Genomic DNA, 23865 nt, shown 5'->3' with positions numbered 1-23865 from the left:
GCTGGTGAGGAATGATGAAGCTATGATGATGAATAGCGGCCTGTCGCTGCTCCACATTGGCAGCGTTCAAAATGATCATGCGCAAGCTCTATGCATCGTGCGCAAATTGTCGACCAGTCATGTCATGATCGCGACCCGCCTTTTGCTTGAGCCAGGCATGATCGTTCGCATAGGTTTACGAGGAAATTATCTTCTACCCGGTCAGGTGGGGGACATTGCTGGCCCTCTCGTTCCTGTCTTGTTTGATCGTCCCGTCAATCCGTCGGATGTGGTCGAAGCGGGCAAACGCGCCCATGGCGGACAGGAATCGGTTCGATTGCAATTGGAAAGACCCGTGCAGATTGTCGGCCCCCGCGCGACCCATTTGTGCCTGAGTGTCGATATATCGCTTGGTGGGATGAAAATCCGCGGTGTTGCGCCATGGCTTCATATCGGGGATCTGCTGCTCGTCGAGTTGCAGGGACTAGGTCGCCGGGAAGCCCGACTGGCCTGGATCAAAGGCAATGAGGCCGGCCTTCATTTCAGTCACACCATGGGATATGATGAGCTTGATCTATGGCTTCAAAAATGGCCAGACGCATGTGGGGATAGCAGCTACGACCAGGCCACAGGCCTTGCCGAATGGATAGGACGCGTAAATCGCTGAGCATCTCCAGCTCTATACTCGGAAGCATCAGGCCCTTGCCAGTCTTGGCCCTATAACCCTATCCCGTCGCGAAACATCCTGTTCAAGCCACTCGATACGATTGCGGCCGTTGCGTTTTGCGTCATAAAGAGCCGTGTCGAGATCACGGATAAGGGTCGCCATATCCTGGTGCACGCAATTTAGATAACAGGCGCCAATACTGACGGTTGCTCGGATTGCGGCACCTTCCCATATGAGGGTCTGCGCCGCGAACGCTTCACGTAGCCTATTGGCTATCTCCTGGGCGTCATCGGCGCTCGACACCTGCGCTACCAAAGCGAATTCTTCCCCTCCCAATCGTCCTACAAAATCATTCGCCCTGCAACAGGAACGTGCCGTAGCGGCGAAGGCTTGCAAGACCGCATCGCCTGCCGGATGGCCATGGCGGTCATTGATCAACTTGAAGAAATCGATGTCGATCCAAAGAATGAGAAGGCTCGAACCCTGTCGCAGGGGAACGGCCAGTTGCGTGTCCAGCCGTTGTTCGAATGCCCGGCGGTTAAGAAGCCCTGTCATACCATCCGTCCGTGATGCTGACTCACGTGGGGGATTCCCAAAGCGGCGAAACTATGAATCTATGTCTTCGGGTTGGAGGGCATTGTCATGGGTGCAGCGATTGGATTGCGAGACGACTTTGATGCAGCGGGCTTGAGGCGACTGGCGCGGACGACAAAGAGCGCGAACCAGGGACGCCGACTGCTATCTTTGGCGGAAATCTATGATGGCGCGAACCGCAGCGATGCCGCGCGCATCGGCGGAGTGACCCTGCAGATCGTGCGGGATTGGGTGGTGCGGTTCAACGCCCGAGGTCCAGCGGGTCTCCTTGACGGCAAGGCCCCAGGCAAGCCGCCCTTGCTGAATGATACCCAGCGCCAAGCGCTCGCGTAGGTCGTTGAAAGTGGACCGATACCAGCGATCCATGGAGTTGTGCGTTGGCGGCTGATCGACCTGGCGCGGTGGCTTCATGACGAATTTGGGGTGTCTCTGACGGAAACGACCGTAGGGCGAGAGTTGAAAAAGCTGGGCTATGTGAAATTGACGGCACGCCCACGTCACCATGCCCAGAACGAATATGCGATGGAGGACTTCAAAAAGGGGGCTTTGCAGCCGAGCTGGCAAAGATCAAAGCCGCTCTCCCGCGCGACACGCCCATAGAGGTATGGTTCCAGGACGAGGCCCGTATCGGCCAGAAAAACAAGATCACCCGCCGCTGGGCCAGGCGCGGCACCCGGCCTTCAGCGCCCAAGGATCAGAGGACCAAATCAGCCTACATCTTCGGCGCTATCTGCCCTGAGCTTGGCAAGGGCGCTGGCTTGGTCCTGCCCTTCTGTAATACCCAGACCATGTCGCTGCACCTGGCGGAGATATCGCTCGCTATCGAACCAGGTGCCCACGGCGTGCTGCTGATGGATCAGGCCGGATGGCACATGACCGGGAAGCTGGAAGTACCCGATAATATCAGCATCGTTCCGCTGCCGCCAAAATGTCCTGAACTCAACCCGGTCGAAAATATCTGGCAGTTCATGCGCGATAACTGGCTATCCAACCGCATCTTCACGTCCCACGACAACATCGTCGACCTTTGCTGCGAAGCCTGGAACAGGCTGATCGATCAGCCCTGGCGCATCATGACAATTGGACGCCGCAAATGGGCACGTGGGTCGTGATCAATGCAGGTTGGTATCAGACCATCATGATCTGCCGCCTTGCGCAATTCTCCCAACAAATCGTCGCGAACGGCCATTGCGCTACTGATGGTCAACGGCACCATGACCAAAAAGGCGACGGCTATACGGACCGAGACGACCATATAAGGGATCGCCATGTTCTGACCCATGTCTATCACGCCAAGACCAAGCATCATCAGAAATGCAGTACCGACGAGCATGGACGACAGAGCTGTCACCGGAAGAGAATAGACAAGAGCGCAAAGCAGCAGGCCTGGCAGCGGGAAAATTATGCTGCCTGGTCCATCAAATATTGTCGCCGCAGCACAAGAAATGATGAGGAAAACTGCCGGGCCGAGCTTACCGATGCTGTTGATCGAATTGCTCTGCGATATGCGTCGTGCGATGTCCTTCCACCCTACGGTCAGCATGGCGGGAAGCATGATCAGATAGTTGACAAGTTCGCTCGCCGGCCAGGTCATGAGTGCCTGGCTCATTGACCCATGAAACTGGACCCTGACGAGCAACGCGCCACAGATCGCGGCGGCGAAACAGGCCGGGATCAGGCATGCGAGGATTCGGATCACGGAATGAACCCGCCTTAACGCCAGATCCCGTGAGTCGAGGCGGCGCAGCAATATCGTGGCCGTGAAGGCCCCAACGACATTGGTAGCAGCGAAGAAAGCGGCCAAAGACAATGTGCGCCCGAAAACGAGATCGGCCGCCATATAGCCAAGCAAGGCACCCAGCCATGCCGGTGCGTTGTGCAAAGAGCGGTCGCGCAGCAACAAGCCAACCAGAATGGCATTGGCTGGCCAGAAAGACACCGAGAAGGCATGACGCGACGACAAGCCAACGAGGCTTGCAACAAACACCGCCGCGCTGATGCCAAGGGCGCCGCGCAACCACTGATTCTCGCCAATATATCGATTGACGGACGACTCTGCTGGCGTACCGAGCAATATAGTGGGGGAGACGGCGGAGCAGGGCATTCCCTGTCGGTAGGTGAAGATAGTAAATATCGCGTAACCTACGGTCAGATAAACCCGGGAACAGCGCGCTTAACGCTCTTTCCAGATCAGGGCATAGGTGAACCGGTTGCGGGCGCTTTCGAAATAATTCTGTAATTGCAGCCACTGCATGCCGCAAATTTCGCGCTCAAGATACAATGCCGCATGGCGACAAAAGCGATTTGGTCTGCAGACTGGATAGCGAAAGAGACTATAAAGCCATCCGACCAGCAGCCTGGTAGCTATCATGATCTGCTTTGCACAGCGTATGATACATCAGACAAAGAAAGAGAAATGATCAATGATGAGCGAATAAAAATAGACATAGATAAGTGAATGAATTTATAGCCTAAGCCAAATGGCTATCCGCCATAAATACCAAAATCTATGCTAACCTGGCCATCAGCCAATACATATAAGTACGACCGTCAGAGCCCATATAATCATTGCTAGCGGAATGCCAAAAATCATTCCTCTCAAAGGCGTATCCACGCGACCTCTCCTTTTCTTGACTATTCCAATACAGCAATTTTAACGTGACGTAAACGAAACATGTTCGAGCAAGAATACATATTGACGACGTGCATTTCATCCATGTCCAGCTCGCACAAATCTCCATTCCAACAGCCGCTCTACCTTTTATATCTATGTAATTGGGCTACAATCAGTCCGCCGACATCACCAAGACCCCGTATCCCATCCGGCATTGTTCCGTTCCACTTCCAACGGTCGACCTGTTGCTGAAACGCACATGTCGAATTTGGGTTTCCCTGCGCAGAGGCGCGCGCCTGAATTTCCTCGACACATGCCTTGTGTGCGACGCTGATGGGAGGCGGGCCATCAAGCGATTGCGGCTCACATGCCCACCGCTGAGTTTGCTGCCGTGCGCTTCAGACTCCTGAACGTCATGGCCCCGTCATCGAGACCATATCTTAAATCCGCATCGCATCGCTACAGCCTGCCATGATGCCGATATCTTCTGCGCAATCGCGACTTGCGCGCAGGCTTGCCCTACAAAGCCTGTGCGGCGGTGCCGCAGAAGTCCCGAACCGGGGCGTCCAGCCCAACAAGCCTCTCAAAAAGCCGCGGCGAACAAAAGGGGCCATGATCCGCCCCCCCCCCCCCGCTGCACACGCCGCTGCGGCCAAGCTCGGCGAAGACCGACAAAATGGCGTCAAGACAGGTCCAGACTAGCAATCTGTAGACACAGTCCAGAGACTATATTGAACTCATCCACTTGTTTGAATTCAAACGCTGTCGTTATCAGACTAAAGCCACGCACAAATGTCATTTTCATGACCATATATATCCGAAAAAAAAAATCGCATTTTGTGTTGACGTTGCAATGCAGGGCAAGCAAGGAATTGGCCATAACTAAGCAAGTGGGGGCATATCTTGGTTAATCCTATTCGTAAGGCGATTTTCCCTGTAGCTGGCCTTGGTACGCGCTTCCTGCCAGCGACCAAAGCTGTGCCTAAAGAACTGCTACCAGTGGTTGATCGCCCTCTTATTCAATATGCGGTCGACGAAGCACGCGAAGCCGGCATCGAACAGATGATTTTCGTCACTGGCCGGGGAAAGGGGGCGATCGAAGACTATTTCGATATCGCGTTCGAAACCGAAGCAACGCAGCGCGAGCGCGGTAAGGATCTCTCTGCCCTGGAAGGCACACGGCTGATGCCTGGCAATGCTGTGTTCCTGCGGCAGCAGGAGCCGCTGGGCCTTGGCCATGCGATCTGGTGCGCGCGGGAGTTGATCGGCAATGAACCCTTTGCCGTTTTGCTACCAGACGAATTCATGAAAGGTGCCCCAGGCCAGGGCTGCATGCAGCAGATGGTCGATGCCTATGCTCAGGTAGGTGGCAATCTTGTCTGCGCGCTGGAGGTGCCGATGGAAGATACGCCAAGCTATGGCGTGATTGATCCTGGCATATGCGACGGGAAATTGACGCAGGTCCTTGGCCTGGTAGAGAAGCCTGCCCTTGGCACGGCACCATCCAACCTCATTTTGCCAGGGCGCTATATTTTGCAGCCCGAGATAATGGCGATACTGGAAAAGCAGGATAAGGGCGCTGGCGGTGAAATCCAGCTAACCGATGCCATGGCGTCGCTCATCGGTCGACAGGCCTTTCATGGCGTCACTTTTGACGGACGACGGTTCGATTGCGGCTCAAAGGCCGGTTATGTCGAAGCCAATTTCGCCCTCGCAATTGCGCGCGAAGACATAGGTGATCATATCCGTGAATTTGCCAGCGCAGAACTGGCAAAGATACGCCATCCATAGAAATCATCACATCCCTGGTATCGCGAGACCCTATCTGCAAGGATGGCCTGATCGGCATGTGCGGGTTAGAATTTCAGATTTCACGGTCCGATGATGGCGGGCATCCCCTTCCCTTGCGGTGACATATATTCCGATATCACCGCAATAATAGTAACGCCTCTTCAACGCCCTTGCTGGCAAAACAACTTTCCATAGACATTTTGCGGGCTAACCTCTCTTATTCACGACGCTCGGTTTCGGGCCCGCTCTGGGCATTTGCTGCGGCTGGCTGTATTGCGCGGACGACCGGCATCGCTGGCGTTTGTTTCACCGCATTCGGATTGATGGGCTTTTCGGGTTGAAGGGCTGGGCTCGGAGTTCTGCGGCGCTGCCGCATGGGCTACGTCGGCGCAGGCTTCAGCCGGAGAACGAGGGCGCGGAACAGGTCGGCATCCGGACAGGCGGAAGCGAAGGCAATGCGGATGCGGCTAGCACTTTCTACGACGCGCGCAGCGACCTTGAGCAGCCGCAGGCGCAAGGTGGTAAACTCCGCGCTTGCCAGAGCAGCGGTCCTGGGCATCGCCTGCTGGATGCGCCATAGCAGCCAGTATGCGGCAGTGTGCAGTATCAGGCGCATCTGATTGGCATTGGCCGAGCGGCACGAGGTTCGGTCGCTGGCGAGCTGGGACTTGTGGCGCTTGATCAGGTTCTCGGCCTGACCACGCGCGCAGTAGAGCGTGTCGTAGATGTGCTCGGCCGATCCTGTTGCCAACGAGGTGACGACATAGCGGATGTCCATGCCCAGCGTGCTGGCCTCGATCCGTGCAACGACGCGACGCTGGCACTTCCAGGTCTTTGCCCCATAGCGGGTCTCGGCATAGTTGCGCAGGACGGGACACTGACGCTGGGCGCGCTTGACCGCGCAGGCATCGGCGACCGCAACAATGGCGGGATCGGCGCGCAGCGCTGAATTGGTGGGCAGGCCGAACACGTAATCGACGCGGGCCGCATCGCAGTAGGCCATGACCTCGGGTCGACCATAGTGCCCGTCGCCGCGGATAGTGATGTGGGTATCGGGCCAATTACGGCGCAGGTGACGCACCAGGCGTCGGATGTGCCCCGCCGCCTCCTTTCCAGAAGGCGTCTTGCCTGTGCGCAGCAGCATGGCCACCGGCCTGCCGGTCGCGGTGTCGTAGATATGGATCGGTAGGAAGCAGCGCTCCCCATGATGCCCGTTCCAGAACGAGAGCTGTTGATAGCCATGCACGACGTCGCACGTGTCGTCGATATCCAGCGTGACCGCTGTCGGAGGGGCGGGATAGCTGGCGCAGTAGATGTCGATCATCGCGGCCATCATGCTGGCCAGTTCGCGCGTAGTCGGTGCATTTTCCCACCGGCTCATCGTCGGTTGGCTGGCCAGCCCCGCGCCCGATTCCGGCAGCTTGCCGAGCGCCAGGCGGAAGCCTGGATCGTCGCGCAGAGCATCGAGATCATCGGCATCCTCATAGCCGCACGCAATCGCGAACACACGGGCACGCAGAATGTCATCCAGGCGATGGATCACCCGCGCTGGATCGCGCGGATCGGCAATACAAGCCGCCAGGCGCTGGCAAATCCCCATCGCGCGCTCGGCCTGTGCAAGCAGTAGAACACCGCCATCCGAGGTAAGCCGGCCACCGTCGAACGCAGCTGTGATTTTCTTGCGGCCGACTGCTGGGAATCCAAATGAGCTTGCGATATCATCGTTCATGGCGGGTGTGGCCCGTGGCATTTTCTGCCCTGCGGCAGGTTCGGCTTAGACACCCAGTTCCTAATTCAGATCAGAGGCTTACGCCACTCCCGCCAACCCTTCAGGACACTTTTGGTGAATAAGGCGGGCTAAGGCGTGCATGGCAGATGGAACCATCATTAAAATAGATGCTCGATCCGCGACAGTTTGGAGCAATAGCCACTATCTTTGCTCTATCAATCATCATGCCACCAAGCGGAAATAGCTCAGACCGCCGGCACTCTTTTGAAGTGTTCGAGATCATATATTGACCTATCCATAAGGGTAAGAAAAAATACCTGCCCGAGTGATCGATCAATATCAACAAACGAGAATCATTCGATATTTTACATCTGGACAACAACCAAGGCCTCGATTGCGCGCCGTTCACGGGTTCCGATCGTCAATTCATGACGCGTGGCGATGTTTGCAACGCCGGCTTTGGACCATCGGATTTTTCACCCTCCTGGCTTTCAACGGCCGCAAAAGGCATAACATTGAAATGCTTTAAATTTATGATTGGAACATTGGATTGCGAGCTATAGTCGAGCCACTGCGCTGATAGTGATTTTCAGGTAATTTGATGTTTCCGGTCAATATTTTTCACGCCTTGCGGCGTAGCAACCGCCAGGGCAAACAACGACCAGGCTTGGCGCGCGCAGCGGTGTCGCCTGCGGGCCAAACAATCTATGCTGTTGGGGACATTCATGGTCGATTGGACCTGCTTGACGCACTGATCGCTCAGTTGCAGGTTGATAGGGAGTCCATCCGGCAGTTCCCCCCGCTGATCATTTTTCTTGGCGATCTGATCGATCGCGGCCCTCAATCCGCGCAGGTCCTGGATCGATTGATAGGGCTTCAGGACCAAGCATCAACCAGGTTCATCCAGGGCAATCATGAAGAAGTTCTTTTACGACTTCTGGACGGTGACCCGGAAGCAGCGCGCCAATTTGCAAGGTTCGGCGGTCGCGCGACGGCGCTCAGCTATGGCATTGCCCCGTTGGAATATGATGCTTGTACCTTCGATGATTTGCCGGCCCTGATGAACAGGTACGTGCCTGCCTCCCACCGCATCTTTCTTGGCCAAATGGAAGAAATGATCATCATCGGCGATTATGCCTTTGTTCATGCAGGCATCGATCCCGCCCGCGCGCTCGCAGAACAGCTGTTGCCCCGAACGCGCTGGATACGTGCGCAATTTACCAGCCATCCCGGACCATTTGAGAAAATGATCGTCCACGGGCACTCCATCAGCGTAGACGCCGAATTGCTCGATCACCGTATCGGCCTCGACACCGGCGCTTACAGATCAGGCCTCCTGTCAGCCATTGGTTTGAGCGGACATGACCGTTGGCTGGTTCAGGTTCGATCAGCCCAACAATTGTGAGGTTGCCAATATTATGAGGCCCCACAATGAAAGACTTGCGCCCGACGCCAGCAGGATCTTGCGGACAGCGCTACTGGCCTGAAAGCTTGGCACCAGCACGGCCAACCGCATGGCACCGTCCGTTTCCCTCAAACACATAATTTGACCTTCTACCGTGTCAGCCCAGCTGTAACAGCGATGTCTGAATCTTGTGTTAGCATCTTGCAAATAGCAGCGAATGCCGGGCACAAGCGTGACTGCCATAGAAATTTGGAAGCTGTTGCAACGATAATGAAACGCTTTATCGTCTTGCAAACATGTCTTTTCACTTGCTATCGCAGTGCAGCATAGCCATTATCATAGCATCGGGTCGCACTGATAGAATTCAATATGTTCAGGCGTATCTTCAATGAATATCATGAACGCGATCAGGGGTGATTCAATCACGAGCCCGGCTTTTAAGGCAAAGGGTGCCAGAGCTCATATTCGTGCGCGCTTGGTCCTCTATGTCGTAGCGTGCGATCTTGTCGCGATCTTCGCAGGGTCAGCGCTCGCAGGTGTCATTCGGTTCGGAACGGGCTGGATAGCCCCTGCCCTGTCCTTTGCCCTGGTGCTTGGGCTTCTCCATTTTCTGGTGGGATGCATCCTTCACGCTTTTTCCGGTCCGGCGCTGATAGAGCGCATGACCGCGGCAAAGCTGGCGACGGGCAGCCTTTTGTCTGCTCTTGCGATATTTTTCATGATTCTCTTTGCGACTCAGCAAAGCGAAGATGCTTCGCGGATACAGATCGGCTTTGGCGCGCTTTTCGCCGTATTGCTTGTGATCGTTGGCCGGCTTGCAATGGTCAAAGTCGCGCGCAAAGCGCTTGGCGGCACGCTCTACGCAACCGTATTCATTGATGATCTGCCAGACGGTATTCGCATTGGAGGCGAAGCGCGAACACGTGCCAGATCCTTGCGTTGGAATATATGGACTGACGACCCTGGCGGTTATCATGAACTCGCCCAGATGATCGGCACCGCCGATCGTGCGGTCGTGCGATGTCCCGCTGATCGCAGGGTACGGTGGTCCCATATCCTCCAAGGCATGAATGTCCACGCAGAGATTGTAGCAAGCGAACTGACGGGATCATCGATATTAGGCGTGGGGCGCTGCGGCGACGATATCACTTTTGTGGTTGCCAGCGGTCCGCTTGGCCTATCGGATCGGATGATCAAGCGCATATTCGACATGTGCTTTGCCGGGGGCGCCTTGCTCATCCTGTTGCCGCTTCTGATCCTCATAGCCATGGCGATCAAAATCGATAGCAGAGGTCCTGTATTTTTTCGGCAGCCGCGAATCGGTCGCCAAAATAGCCTGTTCCAGATCATGAAGTTCCGATCGATGCGCGACGAGCGCAGCGATATGAAGGGTTTGCGCTCGACCGCTCGCGATGACGACAGGATTACGCGCGTGGGCCGCTTCATCCGGGCGACGAGCATCGATGAGCTTCCCCAACTGCTCAATGTGATCAAGGGCGACATGAGCATCGTCGGGCCGCGTCCCCACGCCGTCCACTCCACCGCGCAGAACAAGCTCTTCTGGGAAGTCGATCCGACTTACTGGCATCGTCATGCCTGCAAGCCTGGCATTACCGGCCTTGCTCAGGTCCGTGGCCATCGCGGAGCAACGGAGCGTGAGCAGGATCTGCGCGACAGGCTTGCAGCGGACCTGGAATATCTCAATGACTGGTCGATCTGGCTCGATATAGCGATATTGTTCAGGACGTTGGGCGTTGTTGTCCATCGCAATGCCTTTTAGAGGCTAGCGGTGCGTCGCGCTAACCAACGGTTTTGGAGGGGCGTGACATTTTCAGACTGCCCGACCGTGCTTCATGCCGCTAGTCATGCACGCATCATGCCTCACGCTTTTTTCCAGGTGGGCCTGTACCATGGACAAGCTTGCCCATAGCATATCAGGCGACTGCGCATGAAGGTTCGATGGCACATAGGCCGATGAGCAACGCGTGCCTTTCATACAGCTGCGCGATATCTCCAGCAAAAGCCTGGCTTTTCTCTATGCGGTTGCCGAGATGGTGATAATTTGACATGAGTTCGCCATGATCCCTCGCGACATCAACAATCCCGCCCAATCCCGATGGTCGAGCAGGACCAGCCGTGTTATCGACGCTGTATGTTTTGCTGTATTGCTGTTGGTATTGGGAACCGTCATTTATGGACTGTTCCTGCGCGCACATTATGAACATAGTTATTATGGTGCTGCAATCCTCGCGATCATCGGTGCCTTGGTGATGTTGATAGGCCTCGCGCAACAAGCGATCGCGGCGCGCGACGCGGCCACATGGCGGGACATGGCACAATGGCAGTTGCGGGCGGCCCGCACGCGCGTTGAAACGCGCATGGGGCGGGCTGATGACAAGATACAGACGCTCGATCCGCATTCGGCGGTCTATTATGAGCATCTGATCGAAGCCTTGAGTGCCGATATGCAAATGCCGGTCGCGGAGACACTGCGCGATGGCCGGTAATCCGCAGGTTGAACTTGGAGAAACGATCCCGCGCTTTTTCACGCACTGGATCGCCTCCTGCTTCGGTCATTTTTTGATGGTGCTCTTGCCGCTCGTGGCCGAATGGCCGCATCCGCCAACTGATCCAAGCTTCCCGCGATGGTGGTCGGTGTTGCTTTTCGCCGGTGCCACCTCGCTTGTGTCTGCTATCATCAATGCCAACCTTCCCGTAACGGCGAGGGAACTTGTCAAGAGCGTAGCCCTTGGCTTTGCGCTCAATGCAACCAGCGTCATCCTCAAAATTGCATGACATGAGCGGTCTATCAGGCCCAGGCGCTGTTAAGGGATGTTGCCATGTCCAATGATCTCTACCTTCAGTTGCAATGGCTCCCTAAGCCACCTGAGGACTGGCGAATGCGCCTCAAGCAGCTGACGGACGCCCCCAATCAGGCCGAGGAAGTTCGCTATCTGGCGTCCCATGCCCTTTCGGCAAGCCAGCTTGAGCATCTTGCCCGGAGGCTGGGCCGCATAGGTGCATCGGAGCGCGAAAGCCTGGGGCTGACTCCATTTCGCTTAGGGATCGTCAGCAACGGCAATCTTGACCTCCTCGTGCCGCAGTTGGTCGCCAGTGCCGTGCGGCACGGCATATGGCTCGACTGTGTGGTCGGGCCCTATGGCCAAATTCATCAACAAGCGCTCGATCCGGCAGGCATTATCAACAGTGCGCAATGCCAGGCCGTGTTACTGGCGATCGATTATCGCGATCTTGTTCCCGAGGGGCAAACGGATGATCCCCCAGCAGCGTTGCGCATAGCCCAACAAAAGCTGTCTGCCATTCGAACGGCCTTTCTCGAGAACGCAGGCGCGCCCTCTATCGTCCAGACGCTCGTCCCTCCGCCCGAAAGCCTTTTTGGTAATTTCGACCGACGCTTGTCCGGGACACGGCGTGCACAGATTGCGGCCTTCAACCAGGACCTATTGGGCAACATGGCGCAAACGCCCGACTATCTGCTCGACGTGGCGGCCATGGCAGAACAGGTGGGCACGGCTAGCTGGTACGCGCCCGATGAATGGCATATGGCAAAGCTGTCCGTCTCCCTGCGGGCCAGCCCCTATTATGCCGATCAACTAGGTCGCTTGCTCGGCGCGATCCTGGGCAAATCGCGTCGCTGCCTCGTGCTTGACCTGGATAATACGATCTGGGGCGGCGTCGTTGGCGATGATGGTATTGGGGGTCTGCGTCTTGGTCAGGGCGATCCAGTCGGCGAAGCCTTTGTTGCGGTACAACAGCTAGCGCGAGATCTTCACGGCCGCGGCGTTGCGCTGGCCATATCGTCAAAAAATGACGACACCCTGGCAAGGACGGTTTTTCGCGAACATCCCGATATGGTCTTGCGTGAAGACCATATTGCAGTCTTTCAGGCAAACTGGTCGGACAAGGCGAGCAATTTGGCTGCAATTGCCGGCAGTCTGTCGCTTGATCTTTCATCGCTCGTCTTTCTCGACGATAATCCGGCCGAACGCGCGCTCATACGCCAGCGACTGCCGGTCGTCGCTGTGCCGGAGCTGCCAAGCGACCCTGCATTGTTCGCCAGAACCTTGGCCGCGGCTGGCTATTTCGAGGCCATCGCATTTTCTCAAGAAGATGTGGCCCGCACCGGCTTTTATGCAAGCAATGCCCAACGGGCTGTGCTTGCGGGAAAGGCGGCGAACCTCGACGATTATCTGGGCTCGCTCGCCATGGAGATCCGCTTTGCGCCGTTTGATGCCATGGGACAGGAGCGGATTGCCCAGCTCATCGCCAAATCCAACCAGTTCAATCTGACCACGAAGCGGTATAACGGACTTGAGGTGGGAAGACTTGCCGTCGATCCGACGGTCCGGACAATTCAGGTGCGACTTCAGGATTGCTTCGGTGACAATGGCATGGTCAGCGTCGTCATATTACGGTGCGCAACGTCCGACCGGTGGGTGATAGACAGTTGGCTGATGAGTTGCCGGGTGCTGGGCCGCGGGGTCGAAAAGATGGTATTGGCAGAGATCGTGCGGATCGCACGGGCCGAGGGCGCAAGCGAGATTGTGGGTGTCTATCGACCAACGAGCCGTAATGTCCTGGTACGCGATCATTATGAAGGGCTTGGCTTTTCGTCCATGGGTGAGGATGAAGAGGGCAATTCGCGCTGGATACGCTCTACCGCGCCGGTGCTCGACCTTCCGCCAATCAAGGTTGCGCAATCGGTGGAACAGGTAGAGCCTGCTTCGTTGGCGGCGCAATGACCGATCGTGTGGGAACCTGCGTTGTTGATGGTCGACTGGCCCTACCGGCAATCACCCAGCGCTCACCGGTCGGCGCTGCGCGGGGCGCGGTTGTAGCCTGACCGGCATTTGCGGCTACGCCGCTGCCTTGCTGTTCTATGGAATCGGGCTCTTCAGGAAGATTGGCGAGCACGGCACGTGGCCGGGGTTCCGCTACGCCCGATGCCCCCGCCTTGTCCACCGCATCGTCTGCCTCTCCAAGGCTTTGCCACACAGGCAAAGGCTCGATTCCTGAATATGCGGCCTTGAAAGCGGCTTGTTCGCCCCAGGCTCCTGCCCAGCGGTAAAAGATATGAGCGCCAACAGTATCGATTTTGACCAGCTTTGCTGCCCAATAAGGTACGACATAATCGGCGTGATAATGCGTCGCCCAGCCGACCGCAGGATAGACATAGCCGCCAAGTGCGGCCGCTGCGATCGATCGCGATCGTGCCCAGCCACCAGCCATCGGCTTTCGCGACAGCGACCCATCGCACGCAAAAGTGAACTGGCAGCCCGTCTCTCGCTGCGCGCCTTGATAAACGACACCGCAAATCGAGTTGGGATAGGCTGGATGGCGCACGCGGTTGAGAACGACTTGCGCCACGGCGCGTTGGCCCTCGACGGGCTCATTACCCGCCTCATAATAGATGGCGGCGGTCAGGCAATCGAGCGAGCGCGTGAGCGTCGTGCCGTTGGCAAGATCCGCGAGGAATGCGCGAGCAGGCGCGCTTACGCCATCAATCTGAGGCACCGTTTCGTTCCACCTCTGCGCATCCTGCCGGGTCAGCGTTCGCAAGGCAGCGGGCGCAAAGGGCGCAGCCACCAGAGGCGGACCCTCTTCCACATATCCATCTCTGATAGGAACAGTCAGCCCTTCAGAGTCCGCTCCCAGCCACCAAAATGATAGCAGCGCTCCTACTAGGCCAACAAGGATCAGGCCTGTAGCGAGCCTGCCCTTAAAGGTGGTCAGAAAAGAGCTCCGTCTCGGCGGAGATATAAGCCATGCCAGCGCGGCACTATCCGGGGTGATGGCCCTTTGACCAGTGATCCCATCTTGTTCTTCCACGCAATTTGCATAAGGACAATCACCATAAGACGCAACCTGCGACCGCCTACCGGCCGTTGACGTGTTTGCCTCGCAGGACAGCGCGAGCGCCCATCAAGAGGATCCACCCCATGCCATCCCCGCTTCTTCTTCTTGCCTTGGCTGCCAGTCAGCCGACCGGTGCGATAGGCTATCTCAATGCCGGGGAATTGCTGGAGCGCTGTACGGCGACGTCAGCGCCCGACCTCTCCTACTGCTTTGCCTATGTTACGGGCGTCCATGATTCGGTCAAAGCCTATGAAGCGTGGCTTGCGATGCAGGAATATTGCCTGCCACTTGCAACACCCCAGGGCGATCTGCGCCGCGCTTTCATCGAATATATGGCTGGCCATCCCGGCGACCGTTCGGGCGAAGCAGCCTCTGTGGTCATCGTCGCCCTCAAGGCACGCTATGATTGCGAACCCGATGCAGTCCCCGAGCCATAAGGTCAGACATCTTCCAGGGTTGTGACTGCAAGGAACTCACGCGCCTCACCCAAAAATCAGACCGATGTCCCATTCAAGGCAGGGCGCAACAGCAGGATCAGACTATCCTCCATGATAGCGGGCTACACATTTCCAACGTTGCCCCGACAGCCACATCTCACGGGCTCCTAAGTTTATGGTCGATCCTTGCTGTCAAGGTTCGCCGATCAGGCTGGGTCTTCGTCATAATTATAGCGATAATAATCGCTATAGGGACCATAGCCCGTCTTGCGGCTGTTATATTTGGTGACAACAGCGCCAATCAAATTCCCATGAGCGCGATCGAGGCGGGTCACGGCTGCCCGTGTCTGCCCGAAATGCGCGCTGCCCGCAGCGCACACGAAGATCGTTGCCTGCACAGCGGCCGTCAATTCCGTCGCATCGGCCAGCGCCAGCACCGGTGGCCCATCCAGGATGATGATATCATAATCAGCGCTCAGAGACTCTAGCAGCGTCTCGACAGCATCGCCGGCAAACAGATTGGCCGGGTCAGGCGGCAACGGGCCGCTTGGCATGAAAAAGGCATTGGCCATGCCCATTCCCATGGGCAGGATCGACTCCAGCGCCGTACTGCTGCGGGCTAATAGCGTTGAGAGTCCCTTGTCAGATTGCCGCACATTAAGAAATTTGTGCAGCGAAGGGCGGCGCAGATCTGCGTCGATCAACAACACTTTGCGCCCCACCATGGCAAAGCCGCGGGCGAGCGCATAGGATGTCGTTGATTTGCCCTCCCCTTTGCTCGAACTGCTGACCAGGACGGACTTGAACAGTCCCTGATTGGAGGAGAGTTCGATGGCCGTGCGGATGCTGTTGTAGGCTTCGGTGATTTCAGATTTGCTGTCCTGCAAATCCTCGACAGGCGTGCTGCTTTCAACCTCGGGAACCACACCGAGGAGCGGCATATGCAGCTTGGACTCGACATCTTCGGGATTTCGGATCGCATCGTCCAGCCGCTCGCGGGCAAAGGCGTAGACAAGAGCAAGGCAAAGTCCGCTCAATGTCGCAAGTGCCAGATTGATCAGCGGCCTCGGAGAAATAGGACGGCGGGGTGTTTCAGCAAGATCCACCATGGAAATGTTATTGGTCGCAATACCGGCCTCAGCGCTGACTTCCTTGAAACGCTGCAGCAGGCTTTCATAAAGCTGTCGGTTGGTGTCGACTTCACGTTGCAGGATATTATATTGTACCGAGCGATCCTGTTCGGCAAGCGTTGCACCCTTGAGCGTCGCGACTTGCGCCGCAAGCGCTGCATATTGCCGTTCGGTCGTGAGATACTGATTACGGATCGAGTTGCGAATACTCTCGGCAAAACCGCGTATCTGCTGCTCGAGTTCGGCAACCTGCGCACCGACCTGGGACACTGTAGGATGTTCGGGTGTAAGCCGCTGGCGCAGTTGGCTGAAATCAGCATTGAGTTCAGCGCGGCGCTGCAACAGTCTTTGCATACCATCATTTGCCAGCACTTCGGGCAAAGTCATGAGCGCAGCGCCACGGGCCTGCTCCCACCGCTCCCTCGCCTGAGACCGTGCCGTCGCTGCCGCAGCATAGCTTTCATTAAGCTGGACAAGATTAGCCGTGACAAGCGAGCGGGGGCCGCTCGCCTCCCAATTCTGCTTTGCGCCTGAACTGGCGTCGATCAGCTGGGCTGAACGGGCGTAGCCGATCAGGCTGCGCTCGGACGCTTCGAGACGCCCCTTTGCCAGGCCAAGTTGTTTTTCAAGAAAATTGCGTGAATAGGCCGAAGTTGAATATTTCCGCTGAATGTTTCCAGAAATAACATTTTCGGCATAGCTATTGGCTATACGGTCCGCCAGCACGGGTTCGCGGCTACGGAACAATATGCCGACCACCCTCGAGTTGCGCTTGAGATCAACGTCCAGATTGCGTTGCAGCGTATCAAGTACCGTCTCTTCTCGCTTTCCTCGCTTATCGCCCAGAACCGCGCCAACGCCCATCTGCTCGAGGAACCTGTCGTTGGCGGCAAGGCCCAGGCTGTCCGACACCTTCTTGGCCATGGAACGACTTTTAACAATATCGACCTGGGTTTGCAGAAAGCGATCAGCGTCAGCGCCGCCAATCATCGTCTGGTCATCCTCCGTGCCAAGGACCTTGGCAATCTGCTGATCGATTTGGACGCTTGATCGCGCTTCATAGACGCGCGGCATGATCAGGATCGACAATATACCAAGGGCGATGCATCCCGCCAGAATAAGTCCCATGACGAAGCGATTTCGATAAATGGTCGCCCATATCGCTCGCAGATCGATCATCGGGCCGCGCTCGACCGCTTCTGTCTGGTCTTGCGCCATGGCGGAAGCGCCAGACTGATCGAACTCTATCCGATCGCGGGTCTTAGCGTTCATGGTCTTGCCCCCCAATGGCACGGCTAGAATTGAGCGAATACGTTAAGCAGCGGCGCTGCACGCAAAAAGTCATGCCACGCTTGCTTGGTCCCGGAATGGCCAACAATGATGACGTCGCGCGCCATGATGGCAGGATCCTGATCCTCTGCGCGGCGGATGCGGCCAAGATCGAAAGCAGCGGCATAGCGTTTGTCGCCGATGAAGCGAATGACCACGACCTTGTCGAGTGCGGCATTTTCCGTCTCACCCTTGGCCAGCGCTACAGTATCGAGCAAGGTCGTGGGCCCTTGTATCGGAAAGATACCAGGCTCAGTGACTTGCCCTTGGACAGTGACGTTCTGGGAAACCGAACTTGTTACACTAACGGTAACCTGCGGATCGACATAAAAGCGCGCGCTGCTTTGGCGCAGCTTCTCTGCCAATTCGGTAGTCGTAAGCCCGGCGGCATGAACCCGGCCAACCAACGGCATGGTGATATCGCCTGCCGCATCGACCTGCATGCCTTTTGCCGACATTTCCGCTTCCTGGAAGAAGGTGATGTCGAGTCGGTCAAGCTCGCCAATGCGATACAATGCGACCTTGGGTTCGCCCGCAAAGGCAGGAATCCGCTCGTAGGCAAGACTGCCCTGCTCCACATTCTGGGATACATTGCGGCTGACGCACGCCGAAAGTGCCAGTCCAGTTGCGACTGCTGCAATAACCGATCGCTTCATGAACCACGCCCCCTTTGATACTTATGGCTTATCGAGGAAATGATGGCGCGTTGCAACATCTCGCAACGCCTCACGGCTGAACCGGACGTAATCTCTCGATGGCCACGTCATCGATAAAGAGGCTGCCCGATTGGCCATCATCCGTTTCCAGTTCGAGCCGCAGATCCTGGGCGGGACAGCCAGCATTGATCGCAAATGCGCCCTGCCCCTGTTTCCAATCGTCCCTTGCCGAATGCCAGCGCAATGCAATCGGTGTGATTGTCGCATCAGCGCCACCTGGATTGCACGCGATAACCCATTGGGTGCTTGGTATCGTGGTGCTGCCGCCTTGTTGCATGAGCCGAATTCGATATTGTCCCGGTTCAAGGACCAAGCCTTGAGCAAGAACAGTTCCGCGCGTCATCCCACTGCTCGTAACCATTACGGCCTCCTGCCGCCAAGGCAGGTCAGGCTCGGCTATGAGGGCATGTGCGCCAGGCAGCGCTGGCGCACGCCAGGCCAGTGGCGGTCCTGCCGCCGACAAATCTTCGCCGCCAAGCGAAAACGCGCCATCGCCGAGCAAATGCTGGCCGTGGCTTTGCAGCCAAACAGCACGAACGGCGGCCCACTCGGCCCGATCGGCAAGCTTCCAGCGAATAAGCGCCGTTTCCGTTGGGGCGATCGGTGCGGCTGTCGCATTGACGCCTCTCAGCACCGCCATGATGGTCGGCAGTTGCGCCTGGCGCGCCATCGCATTGAAGAAGGCTTGACGCCAGCCAGGGCGGTCTGAAAGGGCCGCAACGATAGCCGCTCTGCCTCCCGGTGCCTGCGCTATCGCGACCAAGCGATCCAGTTGGTGGTTAGATGCCCGGTTGAGACGAAGCAGGGCATCGAGCCTCTGGACAGCCACATCATAAGCACCAAAAGCCAAAGCTCGATCAACCAGCCAATATTGGTTCACCGCCTCGCGCCATCCAAGGACAGCGCCAGCTTCGAGGAGCGCGTTGCCCCGAACAGTATCACCGATCTCGATCAGTCCGAGGCCGAGCGCTCTTAAGGCGACAGCGTCGAGGGGAGCAATTGCAAGGGCAGTGCGGGCGGACTCGATACCAGCTGCCGGTCGCCCCCGCCCAGCCGCCGTGTCAGCGTGCAAGGACCAGCCTTGCGCCAGCCAAGGCGCGGACGCAGTCGCCCCTGCCCCATCGCCTGCCAGCAGTTGATGACGCGCCCATTGGGTGGCTACGATCTGCCAACCTAAAAGCGATGCAAACGAAAAAATAAACGTCCGCACAACCGGGCCTGCGTTTCGATCTTTCCCTTCCTGCTGGCTGCCATTGTTGCGAACCAACAGACCAAGCAGAAGCGCCGCCAGAACCGCGATCGAGGTCATCCGCAAAGGATAATCAACCACCGAGCCGGCCACCATCAGCAGGAAGGCGAAGCCGGCAGCCAGACTGAATGCCTGGCGCCAGCTTGTCTGCGCCTTGCGCATTCCCGCGATTACCGACAAGAGGATGAGAGCCAGAACAAGACCCAGAATGACGAGGCCAGGCAGTCCTGCTTCCAGGGCCAGTTCCAGATAATCATTATGCGCATTGTTGACGCGAAGCAGACCGACCTGTTCGAGCGGCTCAACGGTTGGATAAATCGTGCGAAAGCTGCCGAGGCCCGTGCCCGCAGGAAAGCTGTGATCGATCGCCAAAAGCGTATTCGACCAATAATCCTGCCTCTGGTCCTCAGCGACCGTGGCGAAGCGCGCCAGCGTATGCTGTACGACGGGCGTGGGCAGCAACCCGACACCGACCACGGCCAGTCCAATAAGCAGCTTTGGCCAATGACCGGTTGTAGCCCCGCCGAGATAGGCAACGGCCGCCGCACCCAGGATCGCGATGGGCAGCAGCGTTATGCCGGTGCGCGACGTTGTCGCCAGAACAGCGCCGGCGAGCAGCGTTGCCAGAAGGAGCAACAGGAGACCAGCGCGCGTACCATCAGCGCCCTTCCGCATGCGGTCGGGCAGAACGACGCCGGGGATCGCCGCCAACACCAGCGCCACCAACAGGAATGTGGCCTGGTGATTACGATTGATGAACAGGCCAACCCCTACGCCTCGATGCGCGGTATCAAAGAGATAGATAGGACTAGCGGCTCCAGCCCCAAACTGGATTATACCCAATATGGCGCTGCCAATGGCGACCAGAAGTGCCAAGCGGATGAGACGTATGGCCTCTTCGCGCGACGTGGCGGCAGCGCTAAGAAACATGGCAATCGGGGCGACGCAGGCAAGGAGGGCTGCCCAAGTGAGGCCCGGCGTCAGACTGAGGGGATGCCATGCATCGTGCCACCCCATGATCTCGTAAAAGGCAAGTGGGATGGCGCGCCCAGGCAGGTCATGCCAAATCCCAGGGGGCAACGGCATGATTTGGCACAGGATAAACAGGACCCAAGCCAAGGCCAGGGCGCAACCGAACTTGAACGATATGGGTCTTCCAGCCCATCTGAAACGGGCAAGCTCGATGGCTAGAAGGCAAAGGCCTGCCAAGGCAATGAAAGCCGTTACGAGGGGATAACTTCTGCCGCCCCCTCCTGCCAATAAGGCAAGTAGGATGAACAGCGGTGCCGCTCTGCCATAAAGGCTGCCGCCTAAAAAGCGCAACGGCCGCGTCAAGGTATCAAATTTCATGAGCCTAAAGCCACCGTTGCCGAGTTGGCCTACAAAGCCATCAGCTATTCAGCACGCGCAGCAATCACGTTAAGGCCATTGCTGGAAGGATGCCGCCCCAAAGAAGAAGTGCGACATCGGAATCAAAATTAGCGATAGAAGCAGCGCAACAGACAATAATAAACCCTGGCTATTGCATACCAATAGCCAGGGCATGCCACAGCTGCACCCTATGGCAATATCAATCAGTTAGGGCTGGCATCATCATCATCGCCACCCGATGCGACGAGCGCGATCAGGCCACCGGCAGCAAGCACACCGCCACCGATCAGCAACCCCTTCTTGGGACCAGCTTTTGCGACGCCAGAAGACGAACCTGCGTCCGAACCACCCTGCGCGACGGCGGCATCGCCGCCCATGGCGGCGGGCGCAGCAGCTGTCGACAAGGCAAGGAATGCCGGGCGCGTGTCACGGGCCTGAGCCGAAATCGCAGAGCCAAAGGCAACCGCGACAGCGGCAACGCCAAGAAAGATCTTCTTCATGTGTTTCTCGCTCCCAATATCGATTGCCTTTGATCAGAAAGGCCTTCTACGCTCTTTCCTATGACATTGCTGCATCGCAAGGTCAACAGGGATGAACCTGTGATAGCCAAAGGCATTTCGCGTCGCACGTCGCATTTTACAGCGGCATAATAGCAGTGACCAGCCAGTTACGGCTCGATCAGGTGCGGTCAAAGTCTTACCCACACCGCGATTCGCATGCCATTGGCAAGGCTGCGGCGCTCGACTACGCCATGGATACCGAGATCAGTTCCTGCTTGTCATCTTCCAGGTAGATGGCAGTCAAAATGCCTGTGCGATAGGCACCTGTGTCGATCCCGATGCGATTATCGCGAAGCTGGACGTCGGTTTCGATACTATGGCCATGAACGATGACTGCGCCATGATGGCGTGGATCAGCAAGAAAATCATCGCGAATCCATAAAAGATCCTCGCGAGTCTGACGGCGCAAAGCCACCCCCGGACGCACACCGGCATGGCAGAAAAAATAATCACCCGACCGTGCTGTCAGCGGCAAACGCCGTATCCATTCTATATAAAGAGCAGGAATGGCGGACCGCACCTCGCGTAGATAAAGCCGCAGATCATCCCCTGCCCCTGGAGATGCCAGCCCAAAGCTTTCGAGCGTTTGTGCGCCACCAAAGCGCAGCCAGCCCTCGAGCACTTCAAGATTGCCATCTATAGACTGGAGCAGTGCCTCCTCATGATTGCCTTGCAGCACGAGAATGCGGCTCGTCTTGCGCTGTAGATCATGCAGAAATTTGAGCACTTGCGCGCTTTGCGGTCCGCGATCGATAAGGTCGCCCAGAAACAGCATATGCAGGGATTTGGCTGGCGGAAGCGCACCATTATGCTCGCCGATACGCTCGATCAATTTCTGAAGGAGATCGAAACGGCCATGCACATCCCCTACGGCATAAATGCGCTCACCGGCATCTGTACTTGGCAATTGAATAATTCCCGATATAGCGTCATTTGAACGAGGGGGCGTGAGCGGCATCTATTCCCGGCACATATAAGAGGTCAATGGAGGCTTGCCACTTTGTCCATCATAGGTGCCTTGGACCCAATTCCGATCGCAACCTGATGGATTTTGCGCAGGCTTTGGTCCATATATTTGATAGCGGTGGTGATGTCGGAAATCGGGGGACACAAGGCAGCATGCTGGCAGATGGAGACCATGGTCGCTTTGACACAGGCAGATCGAACCGGACTGATCATACAGAGCCGAAAGAGTGGCGTGTCGCGCGGTCTGAGCCAAACCTCTGCGTTCAAAATTCGCCCGTTGCCCACCAGCGTATGAAACGGGCTTTACTGGTGGCCTCGGCCGGCGGCCACTGGATCGAACTATGCCGTCTTGAAGCAGCATTCCGCCAATGGGACTGCCAGTTTGTAAGTACAGCAGGCAATATGGCAGCGCCCCTCGGGACGAGGCCAGTGCTGCAGATCAAGGACAGTTCGCGCGATAATTATATCACGATGCTGCGATCCATGACGCAGTTGCTCCGTGTCATTCGAGACTTTCGTCCTGATCTTGTCGTTTCGACCGGCGCTGCTCCTGGCGCTATCGCCCTGTTGATCGGGAAAGCTATTGGGGCGCGAACGATATGGATCGATTCCATTGCCAATAGCGAGGAATTGTCGCTGTCTGGACGAGCTGTGAGATGGGTCGCTGATTTACGACTGACCCAATGGCCAGACCTTGCGGATGATCGCAATGGCATCAGCTATTTCGGGCAGGTTCTGTGATCCTTCTGTCTGTCGGCACGCAGTTGCCATTTGATCGCCTTGTCAGTGCGGTGGACCGCTGGGCCGCGCAGCGGGACCGCGATGACATCGTCGCACAGGTAGGGCCCGCCACCTATCAACCTACGAAGATCAAGACGTTTCCATTTGTGGACCACGACGCCTTCCGCAAGCTTCAGGGCGAGGCGATGCTCATGATCAGCCATGCTGGAATGGGTTCGATCATCACGGCTATGGAACTGGGCATCCCGATCATCATTCTCGCGCGCGATCACAGGCTTGGAGAGCACCGCAACGGACATCAAATGGCAACGTTGCGGCGGTTTCGCCATTATCCAGGCGTTTTCGCTGCTGAAGATGAAGCCCATTTGGCGCAATTACTCGATCGCGCTGACACGCTAAGCGCCAGTCCACAATTGACGGCCGAGGCGCCCGAGAGCTTCATAGCCATGCTCAACGGCTATATCGAACAGCCCCTGCCCGCCTCACGATTGAATCTGGTACAGCGATGGCTGCGGGGCGCCTGACGGATCAAGAAACCGCCGATGATCGGCGTGATATCAGATCGCTGCGTTGCGGTATGCGGCATCAACTTTTTTCTGCCCGGGGATGTGCAGCCCTACGTTCGTCATAATCGAGCGCCCGAAAAAGACGCCACCCTTCAGGCATTCGCACCATGGGACGTTTACAGCCCTTGCAGCGCGCGCGCATGT

At 57.1% G+C, this 23865-nt stretch carries 19 protein-coding genes and 2 pseudogenes; 12 read left to right on the top strand and 9 right to left on the bottom strand.

Annotated features, from left to right (window positions below; all coding sequences use genetic code 11):
• Positions 1-22: 22 nt before the first annotated feature.
• Positions 23-646, top strand: coding sequence for a PilZ domain-containing protein (locus HHL08_RS22200; RefSeq protein ID WP_169575129.1), 624 nt, complete (start codon positions 23-25; stop codon positions 644-646).
• Between the two features lie 27 nt (positions 647-673).
• Here the strand turns inward: HHL08_RS22200 and HHL08_RS22195 are convergent.
• Positions 674-1210: pseudogene (locus HHL08_RS22195) on the bottom strand (GGDEF domain-containing protein); the annotation flags it as partial.
• 78 nt (positions 1211-1288) lie between these two features.
• Between HHL08_RS22195 and HHL08_RS22190 the strand changes: the two are divergent.
• Positions 1289-2352, top strand: a pseudogene (locus tag HHL08_RS22190) (IS630 family transposase).
• Here the strand turns inward: HHL08_RS22190 and HHL08_RS22185 are convergent.
• Positions 2298-3314 carry a diguanylate cyclase family protein gene (locus tag HHL08_RS22185; RefSeq protein WP_169575127.1) on the bottom strand — a complete coding sequence of 339 codons (1017 nt, stop codon included), beginning with the start codon at positions 3312-3314 and terminating at the stop codon, positions 2298-2300. The pseudogene HHL08_RS22190 and the gene HHL08_RS22185 overlap by 55 nt on opposite strands.
• Positions 3315-3527: 213 nt before the next feature.
• On the opposite strand from HHL08_RS22185, the gene HHL08_RS22180 reads away from it, so the two are divergent.
• Together HHL08_RS22180 and HHL08_RS22175 are read left to right on the top strand one after the other, a co-directional pair.
• Positions 3528-3698, top strand: coding sequence for a hypothetical protein (locus HHL08_RS22180; RefSeq protein ID WP_169575126.1), 171 nt, complete (start codon positions 3528-3530; stop codon positions 3696-3698).
• A gap of 1059 nt (positions 3699-4757) precedes the next feature.
• Positions 4758-5645, top strand: a complete 888-nt coding sequence (locus HHL08_RS22175; protein ID WP_206378044.1) for a UTP--glucose-1-phosphate uridylyltransferase — start codon at positions 4758-4760, stop codon at positions 5643-5645.
• Positions 5646-6024: 379 nt separating this feature from the next.
• On the opposite strand, the gene HHL08_RS22170 is transcribed toward HHL08_RS22175, so the two are convergent.
• Positions 6025-7374, bottom strand: a complete 1350-nt coding sequence (locus HHL08_RS22170) for an IS1380-like element ISSp1 family transposase (protein ID WP_013039775.1) — start codon at positions 7372-7374, stop codon at positions 6025-6027.
• A gap of 601 nt (positions 7375-7975) precedes the next feature.
• Here HHL08_RS22170 and HHL08_RS22165 point away from each other — a divergent pair.
• The 5 genes from HHL08_RS22165 to HHL08_RS22145 all read left to right on the top strand — a co-directional run bounded on the left by HHL08_RS22165 (position 7976) and on the right by HHL08_RS22145 (position 13542).
• Positions 7976-8779, top strand: coding sequence for a metallophosphoesterase (locus HHL08_RS22165; RefSeq protein WP_096063554.1), 804 nt, complete (start codon positions 7976-7978; stop codon positions 8777-8779).
• A 388-nt stretch (positions 8780-9167) separates the two neighbouring features.
• The gene (locus HHL08_RS22160) at positions 9168-10559 is read left to right on the top strand and encodes a sugar transferase (RefSeq protein ID WP_169575125.1); all 1392 of its coding nucleotides are present in this window, start codon (positions 9168-9170) and stop codon (positions 10557-10559) included.
• 298 nt (positions 10560-10857) lie between these two features.
• Positions 10858-11286 (top strand): hypothetical protein, encoded by a 429-nt coding sequence (locus HHL08_RS22155; RefSeq protein WP_169575124.1) that lies wholly within the window; start codon positions 10858-10860, stop codon positions 11284-11286.
• The gene (locus tag HHL08_RS22150; protein WP_096063557.1) at positions 11276-11575 is read left to right on the top strand and encodes a hypothetical protein; all 300 of its coding nucleotides are present in this window, start codon (positions 11276-11278) and stop codon (positions 11573-11575) included. The genes HHL08_RS22155 and HHL08_RS22150 overlap by 11 nt, the downstream gene beginning before the upstream one ends.
• A gap of 44 nt (positions 11576-11619) precedes the next feature.
• Entirely contained in the window at positions 11620-13542 is a 1923-nt protein-coding gene (locus HHL08_RS22145; protein WP_169575123.1) for an HAD-IIIC family phosphatase, read from the top strand.
• Here the strand turns inward: HHL08_RS22145 and HHL08_RS22140 are convergent.
• Positions 13487-14629 (bottom strand): cell wall hydrolase, encoded by a 1143-nt coding sequence (locus HHL08_RS22140; RefSeq protein ID WP_328804734.1) that lies wholly within the window; start codon positions 14627-14629, stop codon positions 13487-13489. The genes HHL08_RS22145 and HHL08_RS22140 overlap by 56 nt on opposite strands.
• A 110-nt stretch (positions 14630-14739) precedes the next feature.
• Between HHL08_RS22140 and HHL08_RS22135 the strand changes: the two genes are divergently transcribed.
• Positions 14740-15093: a Rap1a/Tai family immunity protein gene (locus HHL08_RS22135; RefSeq protein ID WP_169575122.1), complete on the top strand. Its 354-nt coding sequence runs from the start codon at positions 14740-14742 to the stop codon at positions 15091-15093.
• Positions 15094-15299: 206 nt separating this feature from the next.
• On the opposite strand, the gene HHL08_RS22130 is transcribed toward HHL08_RS22135, so the two are convergent.
• The 5 genes from HHL08_RS22130 to HHL08_RS22110 form a co-directional block, all read right to left on the bottom strand.
• Complete coding sequence (locus tag HHL08_RS22130; RefSeq protein WP_169575121.1) at positions 15300-17495, bottom strand: GumC family protein; 2196 nt, start codon at positions 17493-17495, stop codon at positions 15300-15302.
• A 23-nt stretch (positions 17496-17518) separates the two neighbouring features.
• Positions 17519-18208: a polysaccharide biosynthesis/export family protein gene (locus HHL08_RS22125; RefSeq protein WP_096063562.1), complete on the bottom strand. Its 690-nt coding sequence runs from the start codon at positions 18206-18208 to the stop codon at positions 17519-17521.
• A 70-nt stretch (positions 18209-18278) separates the two neighbouring features.
• Complete coding sequence (locus HHL08_RS22120; RefSeq protein WP_169575120.1) at positions 18279-20867, bottom strand: O-antigen ligase family protein; 2589 nt, start codon at positions 20865-20867, stop codon at positions 18279-18281.
• Between the two features lie 224 nt (positions 20868-21091).
• The gene (locus HHL08_RS22115) at positions 21092-21388 is read right to left on the bottom strand and encodes a hypothetical protein (protein ID WP_096063564.1); all 297 of its coding nucleotides are present in this window, start codon (positions 21386-21388) and stop codon (positions 21092-21094) included.
• 244 nt (positions 21389-21632) lie between these two features.
• On the bottom strand, positions 21633-22406 hold the full coding sequence (locus HHL08_RS22110; RefSeq protein WP_235955231.1) for a metallophosphoesterase family protein: 774 nt from the start codon (positions 22404-22406) through the stop codon (positions 21633-21635).
• Positions 22407-22492: 86 nt separating this feature from the next.
• On the opposite strand from HHL08_RS22110, the gene HHL08_RS22105 reads away from it, so the two are divergent.
• Both HHL08_RS22105 and HHL08_RS22100 read left to right on the top strand, forming a co-directional pair.
• Positions 22493-23155, top strand: coding sequence for a glycosyltransferase family protein (locus HHL08_RS22105; protein WP_206378043.1), 663 nt, complete (start codon positions 22493-22495; stop codon positions 23153-23155).
• Complete coding sequence (locus HHL08_RS22100) at positions 23152-23679, top strand: glycosyltransferase (protein WP_169575119.1); 528 nt, start codon at positions 23152-23154, stop codon at positions 23677-23679. Before HHL08_RS22105 ends, HHL08_RS22100 begins: the two co-directional genes overlap by 4 nt.
• Positions 23680-23865 lie beyond the last annotated feature (186 nt).

The organism is Sphingobium psychrophilum (assembly GCF_012927105.1).
Taxonomy (GTDB): Bacteria; Pseudomonadota; Alphaproteobacteria; order Sphingomonadales; family Sphingomonadaceae; genus Sphingobium; species Sphingobium psychrophilum.
Note: the sequence above shows the minus strand (reverse complement) of the source record. Positions and strands in the feature narration are given on the sequence as shown.

What these genes read in the sequence shown, in the direction of transcription:
- HHL08_RS22200 (WP_169575129.1), top strand. Translation starts at nt 23, where the DNA reads ATGATGATGAATAGCGGCCTGTCGCTGCTCCACATTGGCAGCGTTCAA.
- HHL08_RS22180 (WP_169575126.1), top strand. Translation starts at nt 3,528, where the DNA reads ATGGCGACAAAAGCGATTTGGTCTGCAGACTGGATAGCGAAAGAGACT.
- HHL08_RS22170 (WP_013039775.1), bottom strand. Translation starts at nt 7,374, where the DNA reads ATGAACGATGATATCGCAAGCTCATTTGGATTCCCAGCAGTCGGCCGC.
- HHL08_RS22165 (WP_096063554.1), top strand. Translation starts at nt 7,976, where the DNA reads ATGTTTCCGGTCAATATTTTTCACGCCTTGCGGCGTAGCAACCGCCAG.
- HHL08_RS22160 (WP_169575125.1), top strand. Translation starts at nt 9,168, where the DNA reads ATGAATATCATGAACGCGATCAGGGGTGATTCAATCACGAGCCCGGCT.
- HHL08_RS22155 (WP_169575124.1), top strand. Translation starts at nt 10,858, where the DNA reads ATGATCCCTCGCGACATCAACAATCCCGCCCAATCCCGATGGTCGAGC.
- HHL08_RS22150 (WP_096063557.1), top strand. Translation starts at nt 11,276, where the DNA reads ATGGCCGGTAATCCGCAGGTTGAACTTGGAGAAACGATCCCGCGCTTT.
- HHL08_RS22145 (WP_169575123.1), top strand. Translation starts at nt 11,620, where the DNA reads ATGTCCAATGATCTCTACCTTCAGTTGCAATGGCTCCCTAAGCCACCT.
- HHL08_RS22135 (WP_169575122.1), top strand. Translation starts at nt 14,740, where the DNA reads ATGCCATCCCCGCTTCTTCTTCTTGCCTTGGCTGCCAGTCAGCCGACC.
- HHL08_RS22130 (WP_169575121.1), bottom strand. Translation starts at nt 17,495, where the DNA reads ATGAACGCTAAGACCCGCGATCGGATAGAGTTCGATCAGTCTGGCGCT.
- HHL08_RS22125 (WP_096063562.1), bottom strand. Translation starts at nt 18,208, where the DNA reads ATGAAGCGATCGGTTATTGCAGCAGTCGCAACTGGACTGGCACTTTCG.
- HHL08_RS22120 (WP_169575120.1), bottom strand. Translation starts at nt 20,867, where the DNA reads ATGAAATTTGATACCTTGACGCGGCCGTTGCGCTTTTTAGGCGGCAGC.
- HHL08_RS22115 (WP_096063564.1), bottom strand. Translation starts at nt 21,388, where the DNA reads ATGAAGAAGATCTTTCTTGGCGTTGCCGCTGTCGCGGTTGCCTTTGGC.
- HHL08_RS22110 (WP_235955231.1), bottom strand. Translation starts at nt 22,406, where the DNA reads ATGCCGCTCACGCCCCCTCGTTCAAATGACGCTATATCGGGAATTATT.
- HHL08_RS22105 (WP_206378043.1), top strand. Translation starts at nt 22,493, where the DNA reads ATGGATTTTGCGCAGGCTTTGGTCCATATATTTGATAGCGGTGGTGAT.